General features: G+C 68.8%; 21 protein-coding genes and 1 pseudogene. 11 read left to right on the top strand and 11 right to left on the bottom strand.

The window, feature by feature from the left end:
* The first annotated feature begins 40 nt into the window (after nt 1-40).
* From R9B84_RS26800 to R9B84_RS26780, 5 genes are all read left to right on the top strand, one after another.
* A complete protein-coding gene (locus tag R9B84_RS26800) occupies nt 41-979 on the top strand; it encodes an alpha/beta hydrolase fold domain-containing protein (RefSeq protein ID WP_423763021.1) in 939 nt (312 codons plus the stop codon).
* The gene (ribBA, locus tag R9B84_RS26795; RefSeq protein ID WP_423763020.1) at nt 976-2,100 is read left to right on the top strand and encodes a bifunctional 3,4-dihydroxy-2-butanone-4-phosphate synthase/GTP cyclohydrolase II; all 1,125 of its coding nucleotides are present in this window, start codon (nt 976-978) and stop codon (nt 2,098-2,100) included. Before R9B84_RS26800 ends, ribBA begins: the two co-directional genes overlap by 4 nt.
* A gap of 157 nt (nt 2,101-2,257) precedes the next feature.
* Entirely contained in the window at nt 2,258-2,689 is a 432-nt protein-coding gene (locus R9B84_RS26790) for a helix-turn-helix domain-containing protein (protein WP_423763019.1), read from the top strand.
* 2 nt (nt 2,690-2,691) lie between these two features.
* Entirely contained in the window at nt 2,692-4,023 is a 1,332-nt protein-coding gene (locus tag R9B84_RS26785; RefSeq protein ID WP_423763582.1) for a type II toxin-antitoxin system HipA family toxin, read from the top strand.
* A 353-nt stretch (nt 4,024-4,376) separates the two neighbouring features.
* A complete protein-coding gene (locus R9B84_RS26780) occupies nt 4,377-5,612 on the top strand; it encodes an NADH:flavin oxidoreductase (protein WP_423763018.1) in 1,236 nt (411 codons plus the stop codon).
* 32 nt (nt 5,613-5,644) lie between these two features.
* Here R9B84_RS26780 and R9B84_RS26775 read toward each other — a convergent pair whose 3' ends face one another.
* On the bottom strand, nt 5,645-6,772 hold the full coding sequence (locus R9B84_RS26775) for a 4-hydroxyphenylpyruvate dioxygenase family protein (RefSeq protein WP_423763017.1): 1,128 nt from the start codon (nt 6,770-6,772) through the stop codon (nt 5,645-5,647).
* A 356-nt stretch (nt 6,773-7,128) separates the two neighbouring features.
* Between R9B84_RS26775 and shiA the strand changes: the two genes are divergently transcribed.
* Both shiA and R9B84_RS26765 read left to right on the top strand, forming a co-directional pair.
* Nucleotides 7,129-8,436, top strand: coding sequence for a shikimate transporter (gene shiA, locus R9B84_RS26770; protein ID WP_423763016.1), 1,308 nt, complete (start codon nt 7,129-7,131; stop codon nt 8,434-8,436).
* A gap of 203 nt (nt 8,437-8,639) precedes the next feature.
* Nucleotides 8,640-9,941: a UDP-N-acetylglucosamine 1-carboxyvinyltransferase gene (locus R9B84_RS26765; RefSeq protein WP_423763015.1), complete on the top strand. Its 1,302-nt coding sequence runs from the start codon at nt 8,640-8,642 to the stop codon at nt 9,939-9,941.
* 127 nt (nt 9,942-10,068) lie between these two features.
* Here the strand turns inward: R9B84_RS26765 and R9B84_RS26760 are convergent, their stop codons facing one another.
* The 3 genes from R9B84_RS26760 to R9B84_RS26750 are packed head-to-tail and all read right to left on the bottom strand — an operon-like array spanning nt 10,069 to nt 11,373.
* Nucleotides 10,069-10,680, bottom strand: a complete 612-nt coding sequence (locus R9B84_RS26760) for a hypothetical protein (protein WP_423763014.1) — start codon at nt 10,678-10,680, stop codon at nt 10,069-10,071.
* Between the two features lie 59 nt (nt 10,681-10,739).
* Entirely contained in the window at nt 10,740-11,153 is a 414-nt protein-coding gene (locus R9B84_RS26755; protein WP_423763013.1) for a PIN domain-containing protein, read from the bottom strand.
* Entirely contained in the window at nt 11,140-11,373 is a 234-nt protein-coding gene (locus tag R9B84_RS26750; RefSeq protein WP_262544652.1) for an AbrB/MazE/SpoVT family DNA-binding domain-containing protein, read from the bottom strand. Before R9B84_RS26750 ends, R9B84_RS26755 begins: the two co-directional genes overlap by 14 nt.
* A 163-nt stretch (nt 11,374-11,536) precedes the next feature.
* On the opposite strand from R9B84_RS26750, the gene R9B84_RS26745 reads away from it, so the two are divergent.
* Complete coding sequence (locus tag R9B84_RS26745) at nt 11,537-12,307, top strand: IclR family transcriptional regulator domain-containing protein (protein ID WP_423763012.1); 771 nt, start codon at nt 11,537-11,539, stop codon at nt 12,305-12,307.
* 96 nt (nt 12,308-12,403) lie between these two features.
* On the opposite strand, the gene R9B84_RS26740 is transcribed toward R9B84_RS26745, so the two are convergent.
* From R9B84_RS26740 to R9B84_RS26720, 5 genes are all read right to left on the bottom strand, one after another.
* Nucleotides 12,404-14,704, bottom strand: coding sequence for an ATP-dependent DNA helicase (locus R9B84_RS26740; RefSeq protein ID WP_423763011.1), 2,301 nt, complete (start codon nt 14,702-14,704; stop codon nt 12,404-12,406).
* Nucleotides 14,701-16,395, bottom strand: coding sequence for a VRR-NUC domain-containing protein (locus R9B84_RS26735; protein ID WP_423763010.1), 1,695 nt, complete (start codon nt 16,393-16,395; stop codon nt 14,701-14,703). Before R9B84_RS26735 ends, R9B84_RS26740 begins: the two co-directional genes overlap by 4 nt.
* A gap of 91 nt (nt 16,396-16,486) precedes the next feature.
* Complete coding sequence (locus tag R9B84_RS26730; protein ID WP_423763009.1) at nt 16,487-17,365, bottom strand: MipA/OmpV family protein; 879 nt, start codon at nt 17,363-17,365, stop codon at nt 16,487-16,489.
* A 203-nt stretch (nt 17,366-17,568) separates the two neighbouring features.
* Nucleotides 17,569-17,880, bottom strand: a complete 312-nt coding sequence (locus tag R9B84_RS26725) for a hypothetical protein (protein WP_423763008.1) — start codon at nt 17,878-17,880, stop codon at nt 17,569-17,571.
* A 324-nt stretch (nt 17,881-18,204) separates the two neighbouring features.
* Nucleotides 18,205-18,504, bottom strand: a complete 300-nt coding sequence (locus R9B84_RS26720) for a hypothetical protein (protein WP_423763007.1) — start codon at nt 18,502-18,504, stop codon at nt 18,205-18,207.
* Nucleotides 18,505-18,642: 138 nt separating this feature from the next.
* Between R9B84_RS26720 and R9B84_RS26715 the strand changes: the two genes are divergently transcribed.
* The 3 genes from R9B84_RS26715 to R9B84_RS26705 all read left to right on the top strand — a co-directional run bounded on the left by R9B84_RS26715 (nt 18,643) and on the right by R9B84_RS26705 (nt 20,286).
* Nucleotides 18,643-18,891, top strand: coding sequence for a hypothetical protein (locus R9B84_RS26715; protein ID WP_423763006.1), 249 nt, complete (start codon nt 18,643-18,645; stop codon nt 18,889-18,891).
* 338 nt (nt 18,892-19,229) lie between these two features.
* Nucleotides 19,230-19,661, top strand: a complete 432-nt coding sequence (locus R9B84_RS26710) for a CBS domain-containing protein (RefSeq protein ID WP_423763005.1) — start codon at nt 19,230-19,232, stop codon at nt 19,659-19,661.
* Between the two features lie 118 nt (nt 19,662-19,779).
* Nucleotides 19,780-20,286 carry a PRC-barrel domain-containing protein gene (locus R9B84_RS26705; RefSeq protein ID WP_423763004.1) on the top strand — a complete coding sequence of 169 codons (507 nt, stop codon included), beginning with the start codon at nt 19,780-19,782 and terminating at the stop codon, nt 20,284-20,286.
* A gap of 22 nt (nt 20,287-20,308) precedes the next feature.
* On the opposite strand, the pseudogene R9B84_RS26700 reads toward R9B84_RS26705, so the two are convergent.
* Nucleotides 20,309-20,937: pseudogene (locus tag R9B84_RS26700) on the bottom strand (DUF4142 domain-containing protein).
* Nucleotides 20,938-21,058: 121 nt separating this feature from the next.
* On the bottom strand, nt 21,059-23,029 hold the full coding sequence (locus R9B84_RS26695; RefSeq protein ID WP_423763003.1) for an ATP-binding protein: 1,971 nt from the start codon (nt 23,027-23,029) through the stop codon (nt 21,059-21,061).
* Nucleotides 23,030-23,280 lie beyond the last annotated feature (251 nt).

Below are 23,280 nucleotides of genomic sequence, written 5' to 3'. Positions count from 1 at the left end.
TTACCTGATTCAGACGAATCCGATTCAGACAGGAGTTCCCATGCCGCTCGACCCCCAGGCGCAGGCGCTGCTTGCCGCGTTCGCCCAGGCACCCGCGATCGATTTCGCGCAGCTCACCGTTCCCGCGTACCGCGCGAGCCTCGCCGCGGGCGGTGCCTTCGCGCCCGGCGACGCCGTCGCCGCCGAAGAACACTGGCAGATCCCCGCGTCGGGCCGTCAGTTGTCCGCGCGGCTGTATCGGCCCGATGCCGACGGGTCGTTGCCGCTGACCGTGTTCTTCCACGGCGGCGGCTTCGTGTCGTGTGGTATCGATTCGCACGCGAACCTGTGCCGCAGCCTCGCGAAACGTGCGCGCACGCTCGTGCTGTCGGTCGACTACCGGCTCGCGCCCGAGGCGCGTTTCCCGGCGGCCGCGCACGACGCGTGCGATGCCGTGCGCTGGGCCGCCGCCAGCGCGCGCGATCTCGGCGCGCGCGCCGGCGCGGTGGCCGTGGCCGGCGACAGCGCCGGCGGCAATCTCGCGGCGGTCACCGCGCTGCAGTTGCGCGGCTCGGGCATCGCCATCGCGCATCAGTTGCTGCTGTATCCGGTCGTCGATTGCGCGACCGAGCATCCGTCGTACGAATCGCTCGGCGACGGCTATTTCCTGACGGCGGACATGATGCGATGGTTCAAGGGCCACTATTTCGACGACGGCGCCGATCGCGCGTCGCCGCTCGCGAGCCCGCTTGCCGCACCGGACGTCGCGGGCGCGGCGCCGGCGACGATCGTCAGCGCCGAATTCGATCCGCTGCGCGACGAGGCCGAAGCGTACGCACTGCGTCTCGCGCAGGCCGGCACGCCGGTGACTCTCGTGCGCTGGCCCGGCCAGTTGCACGGTTTCGCGAGCATGCTCGGCGCCGTCGATGCAGCCGACCGCGTGCTGACGTTCGGCGCCGACGCGCTGCACCGCGCATTCGACGCGACGGAGGCGCAATGACGCTTGCCGGCACGCTGGAGATCGTCGACGAGCTTCGTGCGGGCCGCATGGTCCTGCTCGTCGACGAAGAGGATCGCGAGAACGAAGGCGATCTCGTGATCGCGGCCGATCACGTGACGCCCGACGCGATCAATTTCATGGCGCGCTTCGGGCGCGGGCTGATCTGCCTGACGCTGACCGCCGAGCGCTGCGAGCAACTGCGGCTGCCGCCGATGGCCGACCACAACGGCACGCCGTTCGGCACCGCGTTCACCGTCAGCATCGAGGCGGCCGAAGGCGTGACGACCGGCATATCGGCGGCCGATCGCGCGCATACGATCCGCGCGGCGGTCCGTTTGGGCGCGCGCCCCGACGATCTCGTGCAGCCCGGCCACGTGTTCCCGATCGCCGCGCGCCCGGGTGGCGTGCTCGTGCGCGCGGGGCACACCGAGGCCGGCTGCGATCTCGCGGCGCTGGCCGGGCTTACGCCCGCGTCGGTGATCTGCGAGGTGATGAACGACGACGGCACGATGGCGCGGCTGCCGGAGCTGAAGGCGTTCGCCGCGCATCACGGGCTGAAGATCGGCACGATCGCCGACCTGATCCACTACCGCCGCGAGCACGAATCGCTGGTCGAACGCGTCGGCGAGCGGCCGCTGCACACGCCGTGGGGACGGTTCCGCGCGATCGAGTATCGCGACAGCGTGCACGGCGCGCCGCATCTCGCGCTCGTGCGCGGCGAACCCGATCCGGCGACACCCGTGCTGACGCGCGTGCACGAATGCCATTCGCTGCTCGACCTGCTCGACGCGGAGCCGTCCGCGCATTCGTGGCCGCTGCACGCCGCGCTGCAACGCATCGATGCGGCCGGCTGCGGGGTCGCGGTGCTGCTCGACTGCGACATGCGCGGCGACGCGATGCGGATGCCGGCCGGCAATGTGCGTCGCGACGGACGCGTGACGGGGATCGGATCGCAGATCCTGCGCGATGTCGGCGTGCGGCGGCTGAACGTGCTGTCGAGCCCGTTCCGGCTGCCGGCGCTGTCGGGGCACGACCTGGAGATCATGGCGTTCATTCCGCTCGGGGACGACGATCCGGAAAGCGCGCGGGGCGCGCACGCGAACCCGCTTCGGGCGGCGTGATGTGCGGCTGATGCGCGGGATGGCCGGGCGGCATTCCGAGAAACAGGCTATCGTTTGTTTTTGTTAAATACAGTCTTGGGTTTGTATTTTTACAATACATACCATAGACTGTATTTTCCGATTACAAACGATCGCCTGTCATCCTGCGGAGCGCCCGATGGCCTTTCCTGTCCAGACCCTGACCCAGTTGCGCCCGATACTCGTCGGCTTCCGGAAGTCCGCGGGGCTCACGCAAGCGCAATTGGCCGCCCGCCTGGGCGTCACGCAGCAATCCTATGCGCAGCTCGAAGCCAATCCGTCGGCGGTCAGCATCGAACGCCTCTTCAAGGTGCTGAACACGCTCGGCGTTCGAATGACGCTCGATCTGGGCGTGCTGCATGAATTGGCGGGGCCCGACGATACCGAAGCCGATGCCGGGCCGGCGGCTCGCAAGCCGGCCGCGAAAAAGCGCATGCCGGACCCGGCGCGCGGTGTAACGGCAGCAAAATCCGCAAAAGCCCAAACCAGAACCCCGACCGTCGCCGCGCGCAAGCGGCCGGCGACGGCGGCACCGGGCAAGCCACGGGCCTCGACGCGGGAGGACTGGTGACAGTGGCCGCGCGCGCCCGCCACGACCGGCTCGACCTGTGGATGAACGGCATTCCGGTCGGCTACTGGGAAGTCCGGCGCGGCGTCGAGCGCCTCGTCTACCTGCCGGGCTGGCTCGACGATCCCCAAGGGCGGCCGCTGTCGCTGTCGCTGCCCTTCACGCCCGGCAACCAGCCGCACCAGGGCGCGATCGTCGCCGACTACTTCGACAACCTGCTGCCGGACAGCGAGCCGATCCGCCGCCGCATCGCGCAGCGTTACCGGCTCCGCTCGACGGCACCGTTCGAACTGCTCGCGTCGATCGGCCGCGATTGCGTCGGCGCGATCCAGATGCTGCCGCCCGGCGAGACGCCGGTCGACCTCGAGGCGATCGACGGCGTGACGCTCGACGACGCAGCCGTCGCCGACGTGCTGCGTCACGCGACCGCCGCGCCGCTGCCCGGCCGCGCGGAGCCGGACGTCGACTTGCGCCTGTCGATCGCTGGCGCGCAGGAAAAAACCGCGCTGCTGCGTCAGCGGAACCGCTGGTTGCGGCCGTCGGGCAGCACGCCGACGACGCACATCTTCAAGCTGCCGCTCGGGCGCGTCGGGAACATGCAGGCCGACATGCGGACGTCCGTCGAGAACGAATGGCTGTGCTCGAAGCTGGTCGCCGCATACGGCCTGCCGGTCGCGCCGTGCGAGATCGGCCGGTTCGACGACCAGAAGGCGCTGATCGTCGAGCGCTTCGACCGGCGCCTTTCGCGCGACGGCACGTGGATCCTGCGGCTGCCGCAGGAGGACATGTGCCAGGCGACCGGCACGCCGTCGGGCGCGAAATACCAATCCGACGGCGGCCCCGGCATCGAGACGATCATGGGCATCCTCGCGAATTCGGCCGACGCCGCGCACGACAGGCGGAATTTCTTCGTCGCGCAGCTCGTGTTCTGGGTGCTGGCGGCAATCGACGGCCATGCGAAGAACTTCAGCGTCGCGCATCTGCCCGGCAACAGCTACCGCAGCACGCCGCTGTACGACGTGCTGTCCGCGCATCCGATCGTCGGCACGCGCCGCAACCAGCTCCCGCCGCGCCGCGCGCGGCTCGCGATGGCCGTGTGCGGGAAGAACCGGCACTACGTGATCGGCGAGATCCAGCCGCGTCACTGGATTGCGCAGGGCCGGCGCGTCGGCCTGACCGAAGACGACGTGTGCGCCGCGATGGCGGCCGTCGCCGCGCGCACGGAGCCCGCGATTGCCGAAGTCGCCGCGCAGATCCCGGCGGATTTTCCGGCGGATGTGGCGGACGCGATCTTCGGCGGCATGCGTCGCCAGAGCCGCAAGCTTGGGGGTGGGTGATCGCGCGCGATGTTGCTCCGCGGTGTGCCGGGCTTGGGGCGTGATGCGGCGCTTCAACGCGTCGAATCGATGGTTCGTCCTGATTCGCCCGAATTCGCGCGATTGCGCGACATGGTGCTCGCGCTTTGGACGACAGCGAACCGCCGCGTAACGATTGCGCGGACGGCAAGCACATCGACACGTCGCACGCGCACCGGATCGGACGTTGTCGGCAATTCATCCCGGCGGGCGGTGAAGCCTGCGGGCACTTCATTTCAGGCCGGTCCGGACGAAAGGCTCATCCACCCGGACGATGCGCGCCTGCACCACCGCCGCACAATGGTCGCCGTGCCCATCCCGACGCCCGCGCCCTCATGGAATCCGCCGACCTCACGACCGCGTTCAGCCCGCTGCAGATCGGCCCGCTGACGCTGCGCAACCGCCTGATCAAGTCCGCCACCAACGAAGGCATGACGCCGAACGGCGTGCCGTCGCGCGCGCTCGCCGGCTTCCACGAGCGCATTGCCGAAGGCGGCGCCGCGCTGACGACCGTCGCGTACTGCGCGATCAGCGACGACGGCCGCACGTTCGTCGACCAGGCGCGACTCGACGTGCCGACGGTCCGGCAATTCCGCGCGCTGACCGACGCCGTCCATCGCCACGGCGCGGCCGCCTCCGCGCAGATCACGCACGGCGGCTGCTTCACGTTCCTGCCGTCGCTGTCGACGAAACGCCCGTTGAGTGCGTCGGGCGGCTTCAACAAGGTCGGTGTGATGAGCGGCCGCTTCCTGAAGCAGGCGATGACGCGCGACCAGATGTCGGCGATCGCCGACGAATTCGCGCAAGCGGCGCGGCATGCGCGCGACGCCGGCTTCGATGCGGTCGAAATCCACATGGGGCATGGCTATCTGCTGAGCCAGTTCCTGTCGCCGCTGTACAACCGCCGCCGCGATGCATACGGCGGCGACGCGGCGCGCCGTGCGGCGTTCCCGGTCGAGGTGCTGCGCCGCGTGCTCGATGCGGTGGGCCGCGATCTCGCCGTCGTCTGCAAGATCGGCGTGACCGAAGGCGTGCGCGGTGGCGGCACCGCCGACGACGCATGCGAGATCGCGCGGCGGCTGGAAGCCGAAGGCGCGCACCTGCTGGTGCTGAGCGGCGGGATGAACGTCGAATCGGTGTGGCAGCTATTCGGCAGCCCGCTGCCGGGCGAAGCGCGCGCGAACGCCGACAACGCGATCGTGCGCACCGCGATGACGCTGCAGAAGCTCACCGAGCCGAAGATGGGCGCGTTTCGCGAGATGTATTTCCTCGAACATTCCAGGAAGGTGCGCGCGGCCGTCAGGATGCCGCTCGCCTATCTCGGCGGCGTGCGTTCGCGCGAAAACGTCGAGCAGGCGATGCGCGAAGGTTTCGACGCGGTTGCGCTTGCCCGGGCGCTCGTGTTCGAACCGGGTTTCGTGAACGGGCTGCGCGACGGCCGGCTGACTCAGTCGGGCTGCACGTCGTGCAACTGCTGCGTCGTGTCGATGTACACGCCGGGCGGCACGGCGTGCGTACTGCGCGAGCCGAACGACCCCGCGCCGAACCGCGTGCCGGCCGCCGCCGCATGAAACTTGACGCGTGACGCGGGTGCGCAGGCGGCTCAGCCGGCGTCGCGCGCGCGGGCGAGTGCCGCGAGGTTTCCTTCGCCGAACCCGTGGTGCCCCTTGCGCTGCACGATCTCGAAGAAGATCTCGCCGGGCCGGCGCTTGACGAAAGTCTGGAAGAACAGGCGCGGCACGCCGTCGCTGCCGATCTCGCCATCGACCAGCACCGCGCGGCGGCGCAGCGCGTCGAGATCGACGCCGTGCCCGGGCAGCCGCGCATCGACGTCGTCGTAATAGCGTGCGGGCGGCTCGATGAATTCGACGCCGTTCGCGCGCAGTGCATCGACGCACGACAGGATGTCGTCAGTCGCCAGCGCGACGTGCTGGACGCCCTCGCCCGGATGGTCGGGCAGATACGCGTGCATCAGCTCGGTGCGCCGCGTGCCTTCCTCGTAGACCGGAATCCGCACCGCGCCGCACGGCGACACCATTACGCGCGAGTCCTCCGACACATGCCAGTGCGCGTCGATTTCGTGGATTTCGCGAAAATGCAGCAGGTCGTGGTAGAAATCCAGCCACTCCCGCATGCGCCCCGCGCCGACGGTTTGCGTGAAATGGTCGACCTGCTGCAGGCCGACGCCCACGCATTCGAGATCGGTATGCGCGGTCGCGATGTCGATCGGGCGGAAATCGATGTCGAAGATCGAGATGTCGCCGACGCCGCCGCGCTGACCGTCCCGCCCGCGCCAGCGGTCGACGAAATACAGGTGCGAATCGCCGATGCCCTGGATCGCCGGGATCTTCAGCTCGCCGACGCCGACCCGCTCGCCCTCGAATGCCCACGCGCCGAGCTCGATCGCACGCTCGAACGCGCGCCGTGCGCTGGCCACGCGCAGCCCGATCGCACAGACGCCCATCCCGTATTCCTCCGCGTAGCGCGCAGCGAACGATTCGGGCTCGGCGTTGATCAGGAAATGCATCTGCCCTTGCCGGTACAGCGTGACGTTCTTGCTGACATGTCGCGCGATCGCCTTGAACCCGAGCTGCTCGAAGCGTTGCGCGAGCGCTTCCGGCACGGGCGCCGCGAATTCGACGAATTCGAGGCCGGCCATCCCGAGCGGATTGGCGGCCGGATCGGCGACGGGCGGCGTATCGCTGGACAGGGGGTGGGAATTGCCGGGCATTCCAGTCTCCGGGGGCATGCGGTCGATGGGGATGGCGCCCGGCGCGTGCGGCATGCGCGGCCGATATGGCGACCGCGCATCCGCCCCGGACGGGCGAGTTTTCATGCTGCAGATTTTAACCAGATCGTTCACGGCGGCACACCCTGGCCGAATGGGATATCGTCGCGTCGCCTAGTGCAAACCCGGAAAGCGTCCGATAATCGCACGAATCTGAACGATAATCGCGCACTTTGTCCGGTTGGCCAATTGCCGCCGTGCGGCGTGCGCCCTATTCTCCGTTCACCCATCGACTTCAATGCAGCATCGGACGCGGCGCCGCCACGAATCCACGATGCGCCGAGCCAGGAGACACCGCCATGACCCCAACCTTCGACACCCTCGACGCCGCTGCCGGCATCCGCGCGCGCAGCCAGGCCCGCAAGGCCGCGATTGGCAGCTTCGTCGGCGCCGTCGTCGACTGGTACGACTTCCTGCTATACGGGATCGTCGCCGCGCTGGTATTCAATTCCGAGTTCTTCCCGAAAGTCAGCCCGACGATGGGCACGCTCGCGGCGTTCGCGACGTTCGGCGTCGGCTTCCTGTTCCGGCCGCTCGGCGGCGTCGTGTTCGGCCACTACGGCGACCGGCTCGGCCGCAAGCGGATGCTCGTGCTGACCGTGATGCTGATGGGGCTGTCGACGGTCGCGATCGGCCTGCTGCCGACCTTCGCAACCATCGGCTGGTGGGCGCCGGTGCTGCTGGTGCTGATGCGCGCGGTCCAGGGTTTCGCGGTCGGCGGCGAATGGGGCGGCGCGGCGCTGATGGCCGTCGAAAGCGCGCCGAAGCAAAAGAAGGCGTTCTACAGCAGCGGCGTGCAGGTCGGCTACGGCGTCGGGCTCGTGCTGGCCACGGGCATCGTGTCGATCCTGAGCCACACGCTCGGCGAAGCCGCGTTCAAGTCGTGGGGCTGGCGCCTGCCGTTCGTGTTCAGCATCGTGCTGGTGCTGATCGGGCTGTGGGTGCGCAAGAGCATGGACGAATCGCAGGAGTTCGTCGAGAAGGTCGAACACGGCAATCGCAAGCTGCGCCTGCCGGTGCTGGAAGCGCTGACGCGCCATCCGAAGGCGTTCCTGCTGATCATCGCGCTGCGGCTCGCCGAACTGTTCACGATGTATATCGTCACCGCGTTCGCGCTCAGCTATTCGACGACGAACCTCGGCATGTCGCGCGACCTGTTCCTGAACATCGGCCTGCTGGTCGGCGCGGTGAGCTGCATGACAATCCCATGCTTCGCGTGGCTGGCCGACCGCTACGGCCTGCGTCGCATCTACCTGATCGGCGCGCTGATCGGCCTCGCGTCCGCGGTGCCGTTCTTCGTCGCGCTGGAAGCGCGGTCGATCGCGTGGATCGTGATCTTCTCGATCCTGCTCGCGAACGCCGCGCACGACATGGTCGTGAGCGTCCAGCAGCCGCTGTTCACCGAGCTGTTCGGCGCCGAGTACCGCTACAGCGGCGCAGGCGTGGGTTACCAGTTCGCGAGTGTCGTCGGCGGCGGGTTCACGCCGTTCATCGCGGTCGGCCTCGTCACCCTGGCCGGCGGCTCGTGGCACCTCGTCGCCGGCTACCTCGCGGCGGGCTGCCTGATCTCGCTGGTGGTCGCCACGCGGATGCGGGCGGCGCAGTGACGAAGTGAGCGCGTGGCCGGCCCGATTCGCGGCCGGCCATTTCCTTGCGTCGGCCGCCAGCCGAACGGCGGTCCCCCCGACTCAACGTCAAACACCGTCAATCACGCGCGCCGATCCCCCGTTTCCCCTCCGAACATTCCACGCCGCCCGCCGACCAATGGCATCATATGGGCCTACGTCAGTCACCGATACGCCCCCATATCATGTCGAATCTCATCGTCCACGGCGGCACTCCGCTGCGCGGGGACATCAAGCCGTCCGCGAACAAGAACGCCGTCCTGCCGATCCTGTGCGCCACCCTGTTGACCGATCAGCCGCTGCGCCTTGTCGGCGTGCCGGACATCACCGACGTACGCAAGATCCTCGACATCTTCCGCACGCTCGGCAGCGATGTGTCGGTCGACTTCACGACGGGCCTGCTCGAACTCCACCATCGCAATACGAAGTTCGATCCGACCGTCCACCGACTGCCCGAGGCGATGCGCTCGTCGATCATGCTGATTCCGCCGCTGCTCGCGCGCTTCGGTGTTGCGCGCCTCGAGAACGACGTGAAAGGCTGCACGCTCGGCGTGCGCGAAATCGATCCGCACGTCGAGGTGTTCGAGCGCTTCGGCGCGCACATCGAACGCACGCCCGATTCGCTGATCGTCCGCACCGACGGCCCGCTGACGGCCAACGATCACTGGCTCGACTACGCGTCGGTGACGACCACCGAGAACTTCGCGCTGTGCGCGACGGCCGCGAGCGGCACGTCGACGCTGATGAACGCGGCGTCCGAGCCGCACGTGCAGGAGTTCTGCCAGTTTCTCGCGATGATCGGCGTCGCGATCGAAGGCATCGGCACGTCGCGGCTCTGTGTGACGGGCGGCCGCAAACTCGGCGGCGGCGAGTTCCGCTTCGCCGAGGATTTCCACGAGATCGCGACGTTCCTCGCGCTCGGCGCGATCACGGGCGGCGACATCACGGTGCGCAACTCGTCGCCCGAGCATTTCCCGCTGATCGACCGCACGTTCGCGAAGTTCGGCGTCAACGTCACGCACCGCGACGGCTGGTCGCGCGCGGAACGCGACGGCCCGCTGCGCGTGCGCCGGCCGTTCACGCAGAACATCCTGACCAAGGTCGAGGCCGCGCCGTGGCCGTACCTGCCGGTCGACCTGCTGCCGATCTTCATCGCGCTCGGCGTGCGCGCGGAAGGCAGCGCGATGTTCTGGAACAAGGTCTACGACGGTGCGCTCGGCTGGTCCGGCGAACTGTCGAAGTTCGGCGCGCACGTGCTGTTGTCCGATCCGCACCGGCTGATCACGTTCGGCGGGCTGCAACTGACGCCGGCACGCGTCGAAAGCCCGTACATCATCCGCGTCGCGATCGCGCTGCTGATGGTGGCCGCGAGCATCGAAGGCCGCTCGGAAATCATGAACGCGCTGCCGATCCGCCGCGCGCATCCGCATTTCGTCGAGAACCTGCGCTCCGTCGGCGCGAACGTCGAGTGGACGAGCAGCGAATAATGCCGCTCGGGCGGGTGCGGCTCGCGTGAAGTCGGCGCCGCATCCGTCTTTCCCCTTCCCTGGCCGGTATCGGCAGACTGCTCGGCAACCGGCGCGCCTTGAAGGATCGCCGCTTCGCTTCCCGGCGTTACTCCCCGTCCCCGCACTCGACGTCGCCCGCTCCCATGTGGTCGAAGCCGTACAGCATCACGGCAGTCGTGCCGTGCGCGGGATCGCTCGGCCGCCTGCCGAGGCTGTTGTCGGTCGGGCTCGACGGATACTGGATGCTCGTGTCCATCAGGTTGTCCGGCTGCTTGCGCAGTTCCGCTTCGGTCAGCTTGCGCCCCTCCGCGCGCGGCAACCCGAACGCCTTGCGCACGTCCGCTTCGTTCCACGTTCCCTTCAGCGTGACGGTGACCATCTGCAGGTCGCCATGCTCCCAGTCGAGCTCGACTTTCGTCGCGAGCGGATGCACGCGGGCCGCGAGCCGGTCGGGGAATGCCGGGCCTTCGTAGTACGCCTTCGTGTTCTTGCACGCGTCGCCGGCATTCCTGTACTTCTTCAGCGTGCAGTTGAAGCGCTTGTCGCGGTAGTCGAATGTCGTTTCGACGTAGCAGCCGAATTTCGGCGACGTCATGCGCGGCCATGCACGGATGTCGACGGCCGGACGAGCCAGTCCGGCGTCACTTGCAGGACTGGCGCCAGCGAGCGCCGGCACGGCCGCAGCGAACAAGGCCACCGAGAATTCACGAAATTTCATGTTGGGTTCCAAAAACGATGATCGTGTCCTGCCGGTAGCACGCCCGGAATTCGCGACGTTCAAGCAAACGGATTTCGCAGTACCGGACCGCCGTCCACGCGCAGGCCGTCGTGCATGTCCTCGGTGTACAGGGTCTCGCAGCCCTCGAGCGACGCGGCGGCAACGATGCACGCGTCATAGAAGGACAAACCATGCCGTTCCGCCAGCCTTCGCGCCAGGTCATGCGTATCGATCGTGACCGGTACGACATGGCACAAGCTCCTGATCGGTTCCAGAAACTGCCCCACGTCGCTCCACGGCATCCGCAATTTTCGGCTGCAAACGCTGGCGACTTCGTTCAGTACCTGGACACTGATGGTGGGCCGCCGAAGGAACAGTGCCTCCGCCCGATTCGCTTTGGTTTCGTCCTCGGACAGCAGATAAAGCACGACATTGCTATCGACGAACGATTTCGCCGACTCAATCCCGCTCATTCGCGTCGTCCCGGCTGAACTTGAAATCGGCGGGCAGCTTGCCCCTGAAACGCCGCAACCGTTGCAGAAGTTCATCGGCCCGCGGCTTGCGGCTGACGGCAAAAACGCGCGGGCTATCGACCACGATTTCGATATCGTCCCCTTCGCGAAGCTCCAGTGCATCGACCACACTGGCAGGGAGACGGACGGCCAGGCTATTGCCCCACTTTGCGACCTGCATACGGACCTCCTCGGATATACATCGGTGATTGTATATCTTCCATGTCTCACCTGCAAAATCGGGGCATAACGCATGCGTCGGAAGCCATCGCCGTTCGAATCGCGCGATAATCGCCCACTCCCGCGCGATCACCGCGCATCATGGCGCCGCGCCCCTCCCGACGATGAAAAAGCCCGAACTCGACCGACGCGACTGGATTGCCGGCCTCGAAAAAGGCCTGATGATCCTGGAAGCATTCGACAGCCAGCACGCGCGCATGACGCCCACGCAGGCCGCCGCGCGCACCGGCCTCACGCGCACGGCCGCGCGGCGCTACCTGCTGACGCTCGAATCGCTCGGCTACGTCTACACCGACGGCAAGCTGTACGGCCTGACGCCGCGCGTGCTGCGGGTCGGCTGGTCGTACTTCGATTCGGCGCGGCTGCCGCGCACGGTCCAGCCCTATCTGCAGCAACTGAGCGCGTCGCTGAACGAATCGGCTTACGTGAGCGTGCTCGACGGCTGGGAACTCGTGTTCATCGCGCGCAACGGCGTGTCGCGCGTGATGACGACCGGCTTCGTGCTCGGCGCGCGCGTGCCGGCGCCGCTGACGTCGCCGGGCGTCGTGCTGCTCGCGCATCATCCCGATCGCGAGGCCGTGCGCGCGTGGCTCGACGACACCGAGCTGACGCCGTTCACGCCGCACACGATCACCAACAAGGCGCGCCTGCTCGAACAGGTCGACCAAGCGCGCGACGCCGGTTTCGCGGCGATCGAACAGCAATTGCAGGTCGGTGTGCGCGGGATCGCGGTGCCGCTGAAGAATCGTCACGGCGAAGTCGTCGCCGCGCTGAGCACGAACATGCCGATCGGCACGGAGACGACCGACGCCGCCGTGCGGCGCGTGCTGCCGCACCTGCAGGAAGCCGCGCTCGCGATGCTGAACGTGCTGTAGTGCCGCCCGGCCCAGGGTGGCGCCTGCGACACCGCTACGCGACGGACAACACCGCTGCGCCGCAACCGGCAGTCTGCCGGCCGGGCTTCCTCCCGTTCACCCGATCCGCCACCAGCGCGGCAGCAGATCGCGCACCTCCCGCCGCCGATAACGATCGTCGATCAGATGCACGACGCCTTCGTCGTGCTCGGTGCGGATCACGCGCCCGGCCGCCTGCACGACTTTCTGCAAGCCCGGATACAGGTACATGTAGTCGTAGCCGTTGCCGAAGCGCACGTCCATCGCGCGCCGCATCTGCTCGTTGACATCGTTGACCTGCGGCAACCCGAGCGTCGCGATGAATGCGCCGATCAGCCGTTCGCCGACCAGGTCCACGCCTTCCGAGAACGCGCCGCCCAGCACCGCGAAGCCGACGCCGCGCCCGCCCGCGTCGAAGCGCGCGAGAAACGCATCGCGCTCGCTTTCGGCCATGCCGGGTGCCTGCGCCCACACCGGCACGTCCGGGTGACGCGTCTGCATCAGCGCGACCACGCGCCCCAGGTAGTCGAAGCTGCTCAGGAAACCGAGGTAGTTGCCGGGCCGGGCCGCGTATTGCGCGGCGATCAGGTCGACGATCGGTTCGAGCGAACGGTCGCGGTCGCGCCAGCGTGTGGACACGTGGCTCGCGACGCGCACGGTCAGTTGCTCGGCGCGGAATGGCCCGTCGACGTCGAGCCAGCCCGTGTCGCCGGGCAGCCCGAGCGTGTCGCGGTAGAAATGGAACGGGCTCAGCGTGCCCGAGAACAGCACGGTCGCACGCGCGGCTTCGTAGCGCGGCGCGAGAAATCCGGCCGGGATCACGTTGCGCACGCACAGCGTCGACTGGACGCGGCGCCGGCTGCCGGCCGACGCGACGCCGTCGAGCGCCGTCTGGCGCGGCATCGGTACGCCGTGCAGCGTCGCGTCGAAGATCGACGCGCTGTCGAAGGCTTCGGCGAGCACGCCGAACTGGATCGCCTCGAAATGAAAGCGCAGCAGCGCGTCGCCGTTCGCGCGCGGCGCGTCGGTCAGGTGTTCGCCGATCGCCGCGACGAGGTTCTGCACGGCCGACACGATCGGGCCCGGAATGTCCGGATACGCCGCATAGCGCTCGGCCTGCGCGCGATTGATCGTGCCCCACGCGCGGGCGAGCCGGTCGAACGCCTTGCGCAGCGCCGCGGGCGCGGCTTCGCGCGCGGCTGCGAACGCGAACGGATCGAGCGACGCGCTGTACATCTTGCGCGCGCGGTCGAGCAGGTTGTGCGCCTCGTCGACGAGCACGCCGACGCGCCACTGGTTCTGCTGCGCGAGCGTGTGCAGCATCGCGCTGCCGTCGTAGTAGTAGTTGTAGTCGCCGATCACCATGTCCGACCAGCGCGCGAGCTCCTGCGCGAGGTAATACGGGCAGACGTCGTGCGCGAGCGCGGCCGCGCGCACCGTGTCGCGATCGAGCAGCCCTGCACCGATCGCCGCGTCGCGCGCGGCCGGCAGCCGGTCGTAGAAGCCTTGCGCGAGCGGGCACGATTCGCCGTGGCACGCTTTGTCCGGATGCTCGCACGCCTTGTCGCGCGCGACGAGCTCCAGCACGCGCAGCGGCAGCGCGGGCGTGCCGGCGCCGAGCGCCGTCGCCGCTTCGAGCGCGAGCGCGCGGCCGGGCGTTTTCGCGGTCAGGAAGAACACATGGTCGAGCTCGCCCTCGCCGCACGCCTTCAGCAGCGGGAACACGGTGCCGAGCGTCTTGCCGATGCCGGTCGGCGCCTGTGCCATCAGGCAGCGTTCGTCGCGCGCCGCACGATAGACGGCGACCGCCAGCTCGCGCTGGCCGCTGCGGAACTGCCCGTGCGGAAACGCGAGCGCGCGCAGCGCCGCGTCGCGCGCCGCGCGATGGGCCGTCTCGCGCTCGGCCCAGCCGACGAAGCACGCGCACTGCTCGGCAAAGAATGCCGCGAGCGTGCTCGCGTCCAGCGTTTCCGTCAGCACGGTCTCGCGCTCGGACACGATGTCGAAATACACGAGCGCGACGTCGATTTCCGCGAGATCGCGCGCGTCGCACATCAGGTGCGCATAGACCTTCGCCTGCGCCCAGTGCAGCGCGCGGTGGTTCTCCGGCATCGCGTCGAGGCTGCCGCGATAGGTCTTGATTTCCTCGAGGCGGTTCGCCACCGGATCGTAGCCGTCCGCGCGGCCGCGCACGGTGAGCGTGCCCCACGTGCCCGTCAGCGCGATCTCGGTTTCGTAGCGCGCGCCGCGGTTCGACGTGACCGCGCCGTGGCCGGCGATGCCTTCGAGCGCGGTCGGCGCGGGCGTGAAGCGCAGGTCGAGATCGCCGCGCCGCGCGGTGAACTCGCACATCGCCCGCACCGCGACGACGTAGCTCACGCGGACAGCCCCGCCGCCTCGGCGTGCGCGACACTCGCGCCAGCCCACTCGACATCGACGACGCGCACCGGAATGCCGTGTGCGACGCAGTACGCGAGCCAGCGCGTCTGGTTGTCCTGCAGCCGGTCTCCCGGGCCCTTCACCTCGATCAGCTCGTAGCGGCGCTCGCCAGGCCAGAAGCGGACGAGATCGGGCAGCCCCGAGCGGTTGCTGCGGATATCCGCGAGCAGGCGCGCGAACCACAACCGCAAGTGCTCGGGCGGCAGGCACGCGAGCGCCTCGTCGAGCAGTTCGTCAGTCAGCACGCCCCAGAACACGAACGGCGACTGCAGCCCCGCCTTCGTCGCAAAATGCCGGCGGATCGTGTCGCGGTACGCGCCCGAATCGAGCTGCGCGAAACAGGCGGCGAATGCGTCCGCGCGGCGTGCGGCGAAATCGGGCGCGTGCAGGTCGGCCGGGCCGCGCTGGAACGGGTGGAAGAATGCGCCGGGCACCGCCGCGAACACGGGCTCCCAGCACAACAACCCGAACAGTGAATTGATCAGCGTGTTCTCGACGTAATGGACCGGCGACGCCGGTTGCGCGAGATGGTCGCGCACCGCGAATTCGACGCTGACGAACGCGTCGGGGCGCACCAGCACGAGCGTTTCGCGCGGCACGTCCGGCGCGGCGGCCGCGCGTTCGACGCGCTGGCCGACGCGGCGCTGCAGGCGCGGCAGCATGCGCTCGACGCGCTGGCGCTCCTCGTCGCTTTCGAAACCGCCGCGCGCATCGAGCACCAGCGCGAGCGCGTCGTCGTCGCGCCCACAGCGCTCGAGCACGCGGATGCGCCGATGGCGGCTGCCGGGCCATGCGCTGCGCGTGTAAGCGTCGAGCGCGGCGGCCCAGTCGGCGCGGCGCTCGCTGGTCTGCCCGAGCGCGAACAGCAGCTTCGCGCGACGCGTCGCGAGCCACGGCTGCGCGCAGCCCACCGCGTCGATCGCGCGCAGCAGGTCGTCGAACGGCAGATCGTCGGGCCACGCGTCGAGCGCATCGCGACACATCTGCAGCGCGAGATACGCGTCGACGTCGCTGCGCTGCTGGAACGCGCGAGACGACGGCGCGATCGGCACGCTTTCGTACTGGAACACGCCGAGATCGGCGAGCACGAATTCGCTCCAGTCCTGATGGAGATTGCCGAAGAACATCAGGCGCAGCCGGTCGCACAGCGCGCCGACCGTCACGCGCAGCACGCGGTCGCCGGCCTGCGCGCACCAGGCATCGAGCGGCTGCGCGGCATCGTGTGCGGGCCGCAGCCGTTCGAGCCATTCGGGCTTGCGCTCGCCGGCATGTGCGGCGAGCGACGGGAAGATGCGCAGCAGGTCGGCCTTGGTCGACAGCGCGAACAGCTCGTCGAGCGTCAGCGTGGGCGCCGGATCGACCCAGCCGAGTTCGACCAGCGGCGCGGCCGCATCGAGCGTGCAGCCGATTTCGTCGTATGCGAGCTTGCTGGCGCGGAAGTCGGATCCGTTGCGCATCAGCATCCGCACGAGCAGCGCGCGCGACGCCTGCGGCAGCGTCGCGAAATCGCGAACGAATGCCTGCTCCTGATGGTCGAGCAGGTCGTCGTAACGCTCGCCGAGCCAGGCCAGCGCACGTTCGAAATTGGTCAGGTAGTAAAACGCCGGGGGCGTCGTCGAAGCGGGCGTCACGGGAATCGATCACTGTACGTTTGTACAGGTCGGAATCATATCAAATGTGACGGGAATTGCCGCATGCCGCCGCCCGGCCAGGACGCCGGGATCAGAACTGGTAATTCACCGACATGTCGAACACGCCGTTGGTCGACTGCTGTGTAATCGGGCTGCGCGCCGCGCGGCCGACGAGCTGTTCGATGGCGCCGTCCATCGTCACGAACCAGTGCTTGTTCACGAACCAGACCATCGTCACGCCCACGCCAGCCGACTTGATCCCCGCACCCGACGAATAGGCCGGCAGCCTCGAACGCGCGGCGGCACCCTGGCTCACACCGAACCAGCTGTTCATGTAGCGCGAGTCGGCGAACGACACGGTCGGCCCCGCGAACCAGAAGAAGTTTTCGTTGCTGCCGGGCATCGGCATGTACGCGGAGACATCGCCGGTCCAGCCGTTCGAGCCGCCGAGGCTGCGCCGGACATCCGCGCGCAGCACGAGCGGGAATTCCTTCGAGATCACGTAATCGGCCGCCAGCTTCATCACGGGCGCCGCGTTGATGTTGTCGAGGCCGTTCAGGTGGCCGAGATCGTCGGCCGAGCGGCGCCCGAGGTCATAGCCGACCGACAGGCTCACGCGCCAGTTCGGCCCGCGCAGCACGTTCGCGCCCAGCCCCTCGCCGGTCGACAGGAAGAACAGGTCGCGATAGCGGATGTCGAGATTCGGGCCGCCCAGCACGCGATAGCGGTCGGAGCCCGCATAGCGTGGTTGCAGCGTCATCGCGGCGCCGACGCTGACCTGCCACGTGGAGATGGTCGGATCGAACAGTTTCTCGAGCGGCACGCCCGCCGAGTATTGCCACTCGCCGAGCGGCGAAGGTGTCTGGGCCGACGCGTCGTGGGCGCCGGCCGCGGCGAGCGCCGCGCATGCGGACAGGCCGGATACGAACCGGCGTGCGCCGGGTGACAGCAACAGGCGAGCAACAGTCATCAAGGCGTCTCCGTCGGTTGCGCGAAACGAACCTGCGGGAAAGCGCGTCGCGCCTCTTCGGCTGCAGCAGCTGGAAGCCGGCGGCGCGAACGTAGCGTGCGCTGAATTAACGGACATCCTACGCGACACGCGCGCAGACGCAAAGCGCCCGCTGCGCGCGGGCACTTTGCCTCGTCGGCGTGGAGGCGCGCAGCGTCGCCGGATCAGAAGCGCTCGACGTGATAGTCGCCGGCCAGCGCGGCCGGGCTGCGCGTCGACATCATCCGCGAGAAGCCGTCCGCAAGCCGCCCGAGCGCGAGCTGTTTCTGGCTGGCGTCCCAGTGCGTATAGGTGTCGTATGCGGCATCGTCGAACGATACGGTGACGGCGACCGGGCGGCCGCTGGCGCGAAAACCGATATACAGTACGCCGCCCGGCAACTCCTCGATGTGATAAAGCAACGAGCGCGATTCGAAATAGCGGCCCAGCACCTGAGCGATCGCGCGCTTGTCAGGCGATTGCACGTGAATGTCCATGAGGGTCCTCCTTTCAGTGATCGTGCGGCCGGTTGCGGCGCACCGCACCCGCCCGGCATCCGCATCGGCGGCGGGTGCGACGGCGGGGCGCCGTGCGGCAGCCCGTCGGGCACGGGCGGATCGACGGGATCGTCGTATCCGGGCTGCGTCGGATCGGAGTCGACCTCGGGTGTCGGTTCGGGGCGGTGCAGCGTGAATGGCGTCTTCATGTCGTTCCTGCGCGGGCAGCACGTGCATCTCGATGGCGCTGCGACCGCGCGCAAGCGGTATGCCTGCTGCCGTGCCGTACGCGTTGACCGATCCGGCACGGACGCTGCCGTGCGGTCAGTCGTCGTAGGCGGCCATCACCAGCCACATCGTGCGCCCTTCCGCGTTCAGCCGTACCGCGAGCGCAAACGGATCGGACGGCGCGCATTGCGCGACGAGCGCCTGCTGGGCGTGCTCGGGGCCGTCGTGAACGGTGTCGTTCAGTTCGCGCACCTCGTGCTTGCCGTCGAACATGCGCCGTTCGGGCCGATAGACCAGCGATTCGCGCTTCCACGCGTCGAACCGCTCGCGCACGTGGCCGAAATCGCCGCCGCATACGTTCGCGTCGTAACGTATTCTTTCCTTGGATGCATTCATCGCGATGTCCTCTCGTCCAGCCGACGGCGTGCGGGTCATGCCCGGCGCACCGGTCGGCGTCCCCCGCGCAAGCGCCGTGCCGCCGATGCCGCGCAGGTACGGCGCTTGCACCCGCACTATCCGCAAGGAGGTTCGACCATGACCGTTCACGCCCCCGGCCGCCGCAACGCCGTGTCACCGGCTGCCGGACTGCTCCGGCTTGCCACGTCCCGCCCGCCGCCCGAAGACAAGACGGAGGAGCGTATCGACGAAGGGCTCGACGAGTCGTTTCCGGCCAGCGACCCGCCCGCCGTCGGCGGTGCGACGCGTATCGACCCCGCCAAGCCGTCCGGCAAGCACGAACGTCGTGCGCCGCACGTCCCTTCCCCGCCCAGCGATCACGGCTGACGGCGGCACCCGGCTCGCGATGCGCTGCGGCGCATCGGCGCGCCGGCGAAAACCGGAGCGATCTAATGAAAATCCTTGAACGCCGATGGCATGAAATCAGCGGCGCCGCGGGCGTCGCGACGCTGGCGGCGATCGAAAGCGCCGTGGTGCTCGCGATCATCGCGATGACTGGCATCGGCCACTGACATCTCTTGCCGCCCGTTCGCGACTGCTGCCGTGGAAGATGTACAAGCGGGCTGGCAAATTTCTCCGTCGTCCGGCCGACAAGGGCCGGCGTGCGCGGCGCGCGCGCGGCACGGTATCTGCTCCCGAATCGATTCGCTCACGAAGGAGGCTTCATGTATCGCATCAACGAGATCATGTCGCGCGACGTGGTGTGCGTCGCGCCGACCGATACGATTCGCCATGCGGCCGAACTGATGCAGCGCTTCGATATCGGCGTGCTGCCCGTTTGCAACGGCACCGAACTCGTCGCGATCGTGACCGACCGCGACCTCGCGGTGCGGGCGCTGTCGCACGGCCATTCGTCCGATACGTCCGTGCTGGCGGTCGCATCCGCGCCCGTGCAGTGGTGCGTCGAGGACGACGGCGTCGGTGACGTCCAGCAGCGGATGGCCGACGTGCAGTTGCATCGGCTGCCGGTGCTCGACAGCAGCCTGCAACTCGTCGGCATCGTGTCGCTCGGCGACATCGCGACGCGGGCAGGCGGCCCGGAGCGCGACGAGCTCGCCAATACGCTCGAGGACGTGTCGCTGCCGCGTCGGCGCTGACGCGCGCGCGCCCCCTTGTTCCGCACGGCCCGCTGCCCGGGCGCGACGCGCACACGCACGCGTTTCGCGCGTGCGCCGGGTTGCCGCCCGGGTGGCCGTTTCGACCAGGAGGTTTTCGATGACAACGGACAAACCGTCGCGCGACGCCGCGCGCATTGTCGGCCCCGGCCGCCGCACGGCCGCGGGCGGGCCGGGGCCCGACGTGATGGCCGCCCGCACGCTCGAAGGCGATCGCGTGCTGACGACGGACGGCGACGACATCGGCAAGGTCACCGACATCATGCTCGACATGCGTTCCGGCCGGATCGCGTATGCGGTTGTCGCGTCGCCCGGCATGCGCGGGAGCGGCGACAAACTGCTCGCTGTACCGTGGAACGCGCTCATGCTCGACGTCGAGCGCAAATGCTTCGTGCTGCCCGTTGTCGCCGAACGGGTGCGCGAAGCACCCGGCTTCGACAGGAACCGCTGGCCGGCAATGGCCGATCCGGACTGGGCCGAGGCGCTGCATGCGTACTACGGCAGTGCGCCGTACTGGCTGATCGAGGAAGGCGAAACGGCGCTCGACTCGCCGCCGTACGAGGCGTCGCCGGGCGGCCCCGAAGACGACGGACGGCGCAAGCATTGAAATCGGCCGGCTGCAACGCGATTCAGTGCGCGGCCGCCACCGTCCGAGCGAGCTTCCGCGCGGCGGCCAGATGCGCGTTCAGCGTCGGCAGCGCGCGGGCCGCGAATGCGCGAAGCTGCGGGTCGCGGCCGTTGCGCGCCTCGGCTTCATAAAGCCGGATCGCCGCCTCGTGCGCGCGCGGGCCCGCCAGCGCGATATAGGCCGTGTCGAACGCATGGCCATCCTTCGTTCGCAATGCCGTCACCGCCGGATCGACAAGCATCCGCGTCTGAACCGGTACGCCCTTTTGCGCGCCAAGCTGCCGCAATTCGCCGGCGATGCGCGTGAGATCGTCGATCATCCGGCGCGCGAATGCCTTCACGTCCGGGTCCAACGAGCGTCGAGCGCGAGCTGGCTGGCCTGTCGTTCGACCTTGCAGAGCATCGCGGCCTTGTCGACGAATTCGGCATCGATGCCGGTCGGCCGCTGCGTCATGGCGGCCTCGTCGGCGGTCGGGCCGGGGCTGACGACGCCCGGCGCGACCTGCGCCGACGAAGCAGGCGGCGCCTGCGCGTGCGCGTGCGAGAGCGCGAACGCCAGCGCGCCGGCTGCGGCTGCCAGCGCGCATGCCGCCGGCCGGCGTCCGTCCCGGCTTATCCGATTCGTTTTCATCCGGGGACCTCCGTATGCGAGACAGAGCGGGCCGGTCGCGCGGTTTCCCGCACTTGGGACGCTCGGTCGACGTAAAGAAATCGGTCCACGCCGTTGCGCCACGCGCCCGCTGTGTCCGCTGCTACCGGTCGCGCGAATCGTCCCGCGCGACGTCGACGATCACGCTCGCCAGCGTCGGCATGTCGACCGGCTTGCACAGATACGCGTCGAAGCCGGCGGCCAGCACGCGGTGGCGGTCGGCCTCGCCGGCGTGCGCGGTGACCGCGACGACCGGCAAGTGTCCGGCGCCGCCCGGCAAATGCCGGATGTGGTCGAGCAGCCAGAAGCCGTCGCCGTCGGGCATCGCGAGATCCGACAACACGACGCTGGGCGGATGCCGTTCCACCGCGTCGAGCGCATCGTGCCCCGACTGCGCGGTCGATACCTGCGCGCCCATCGTTTCGAGTGCTGCGGCGAGGCTGGCGCGCGACGTCGCGTCGTCGTCGACGACGAGCACGCGGCGGCCGTCGAGCGCGATCGCGGCGGGCCGGCCCGCCTTGCGCGCCGGTGGTGCGGCCGGATCGTCTGCGTCCCAGCCGGCCGGCAGCATGACCGTCACGGTCGTTCCGCGTCCGGCACCCGCACTCGTTGCGACGACGTCGCCGCCGTGCAGTTGCGCGATGTTGCGCACGATCGACAGGCCGAGCCCGAGGCCGCGTTTCGGCGACGCGAACGCGCCTTCGGGCCGGTCGAACGTTTCGAACAGATGCGGCAGGTATTCCGCCGCAATGCCTTGCCCCGTATCGGCGACCGACAGCCGCACGCGCTCGCCCGCTCGCGTCAGCGACACGGTGATGCGCCCGCCCCGCGGCGTGAACTTGATCGCGTTCGACAGCAGGTTGGACAGGATCTGGCGCACGCGCTCGCGGTCCGCCGGAATCACGCAGGTCGGCATCGTGTACTGCGTCGACAGCGCGAGCCCGTTCGCCTGTGCCGTCGCGTCGAGTTCGCGCGTGGTGTCGCGCACGACCCGCACGAGATCGACCGGCACGCGTTCGAGGCGCAGCCGGCCCGTCGCGAGCGACGACGCGTCGAGCAGGTCGCCGACCATGTGCGACAGCGATCGCGCGCTGCGATCGATCGCGTCGATCGCCTGCTGCGCGAAGCCCGGCCCTTCGACGTTGCGCAGCACCTCGACCCAGCCGTAGATCACATTCAACGGCGTGCGCAGTTCGTGCGACACCGTCGCCAGCAACTCGTCCTTCAGCCGGTTCGACGAGTCGGCCTGCGCACGCGCGTCGCGCGCACCGCGCAGCGAGCGCAGGTCGCGCCGCTCATCGCGGCGGCGTTCGCGCGCTTCGCGCAGCGTCATCGACAGGCCCGTGCAGTTGCCCTGCGCATCGACGATCGGCGACGCCGCAAAGGTCGCACGAAAGCGGCCGCCGTCGCGGCGCATACAGAGCACGTCGAGCGGCCCAACAGGCGCATGCAGGTTCGCGAACGACGCGGGTACCGGATGCCGCCGCAACCAGCGCGGCGCGATCATCGAAGCGATGTCGCGCCCGGTCGCCTGTACCGCGTCGATCCCGAAGATCCGCCACGCGGCCGGATTCCAGTTCGTGATCCGCCGCGCGGCATCGACCCCGACGATCGCATCGGGCGAAGCGTCGACCACACGGCGCAGCAGGCTGTCGTCGGGCTCGCGCGCGGCGGGCGCGGGCTCGCCGTGCGGCGAGCGAGCATTGACGTTGCCGCCATCATCGATTTCGCGCAGACGATCGTTCGCGAGCAGCGGTTTCACGGCCGTCACGAGCACACACTCGACGAAGCTGATCGCGACGAACGCGCCGGCCTGCGCGAGCAGCGTGGCCAGCGATGCATCGCGCCACCACAGCGTGCCGATCACGGCTACGCTCGCGGCGGTCGCGGCCAGTCCGCCGCCGAACGACGTCAGCCACGCGGCAGCCGCAACGGCCGCATAGAAAGGCAGCGGCGCAAATGGCGCGTGCTCGCCGACGACGCGAATCGCCCACGCCTGTAGCGCGGACGCCAGTCCGACGGCCAGCACGACCCATGCACCCTGCCGTAACAGATCACGGGTCAGGTTCCTCATTGCATCCTTGCATCGCGCCGGCTACCGTCGCGCGGCGTTCTGCCGCTTGTCGGCCATCCGGCATGCGGTCGAGCGTGCCGGGCGAGCATGGATTATTAGCAAGCAACATGCCCGATGCGGAGCTGGAGTGGTGTTCCGACGGAGGATGATCGGACGGCACGCCATGCCAGCTGTCTGTTTGGCCACATTCGGCGGCACCCGTCGATGTCGCGGCACGCCCAGGGTGTATGAGCTCGCAACCGGCTTTTTCA

Origin of the sequence: Burkholderia sp. NLJ2 (genome assembly GCF_049487195.1) — a bacterium.
Taxonomy (GTDB): domain Bacteria; phylum Pseudomonadota; class Gammaproteobacteria; order Burkholderiales; family Burkholderiaceae; genus Burkholderia; species Burkholderia pyrrocinia.
Note: the sequence above shows the minus strand (reverse complement) of the source record. Positions and strands in the feature narration are given on the sequence as shown.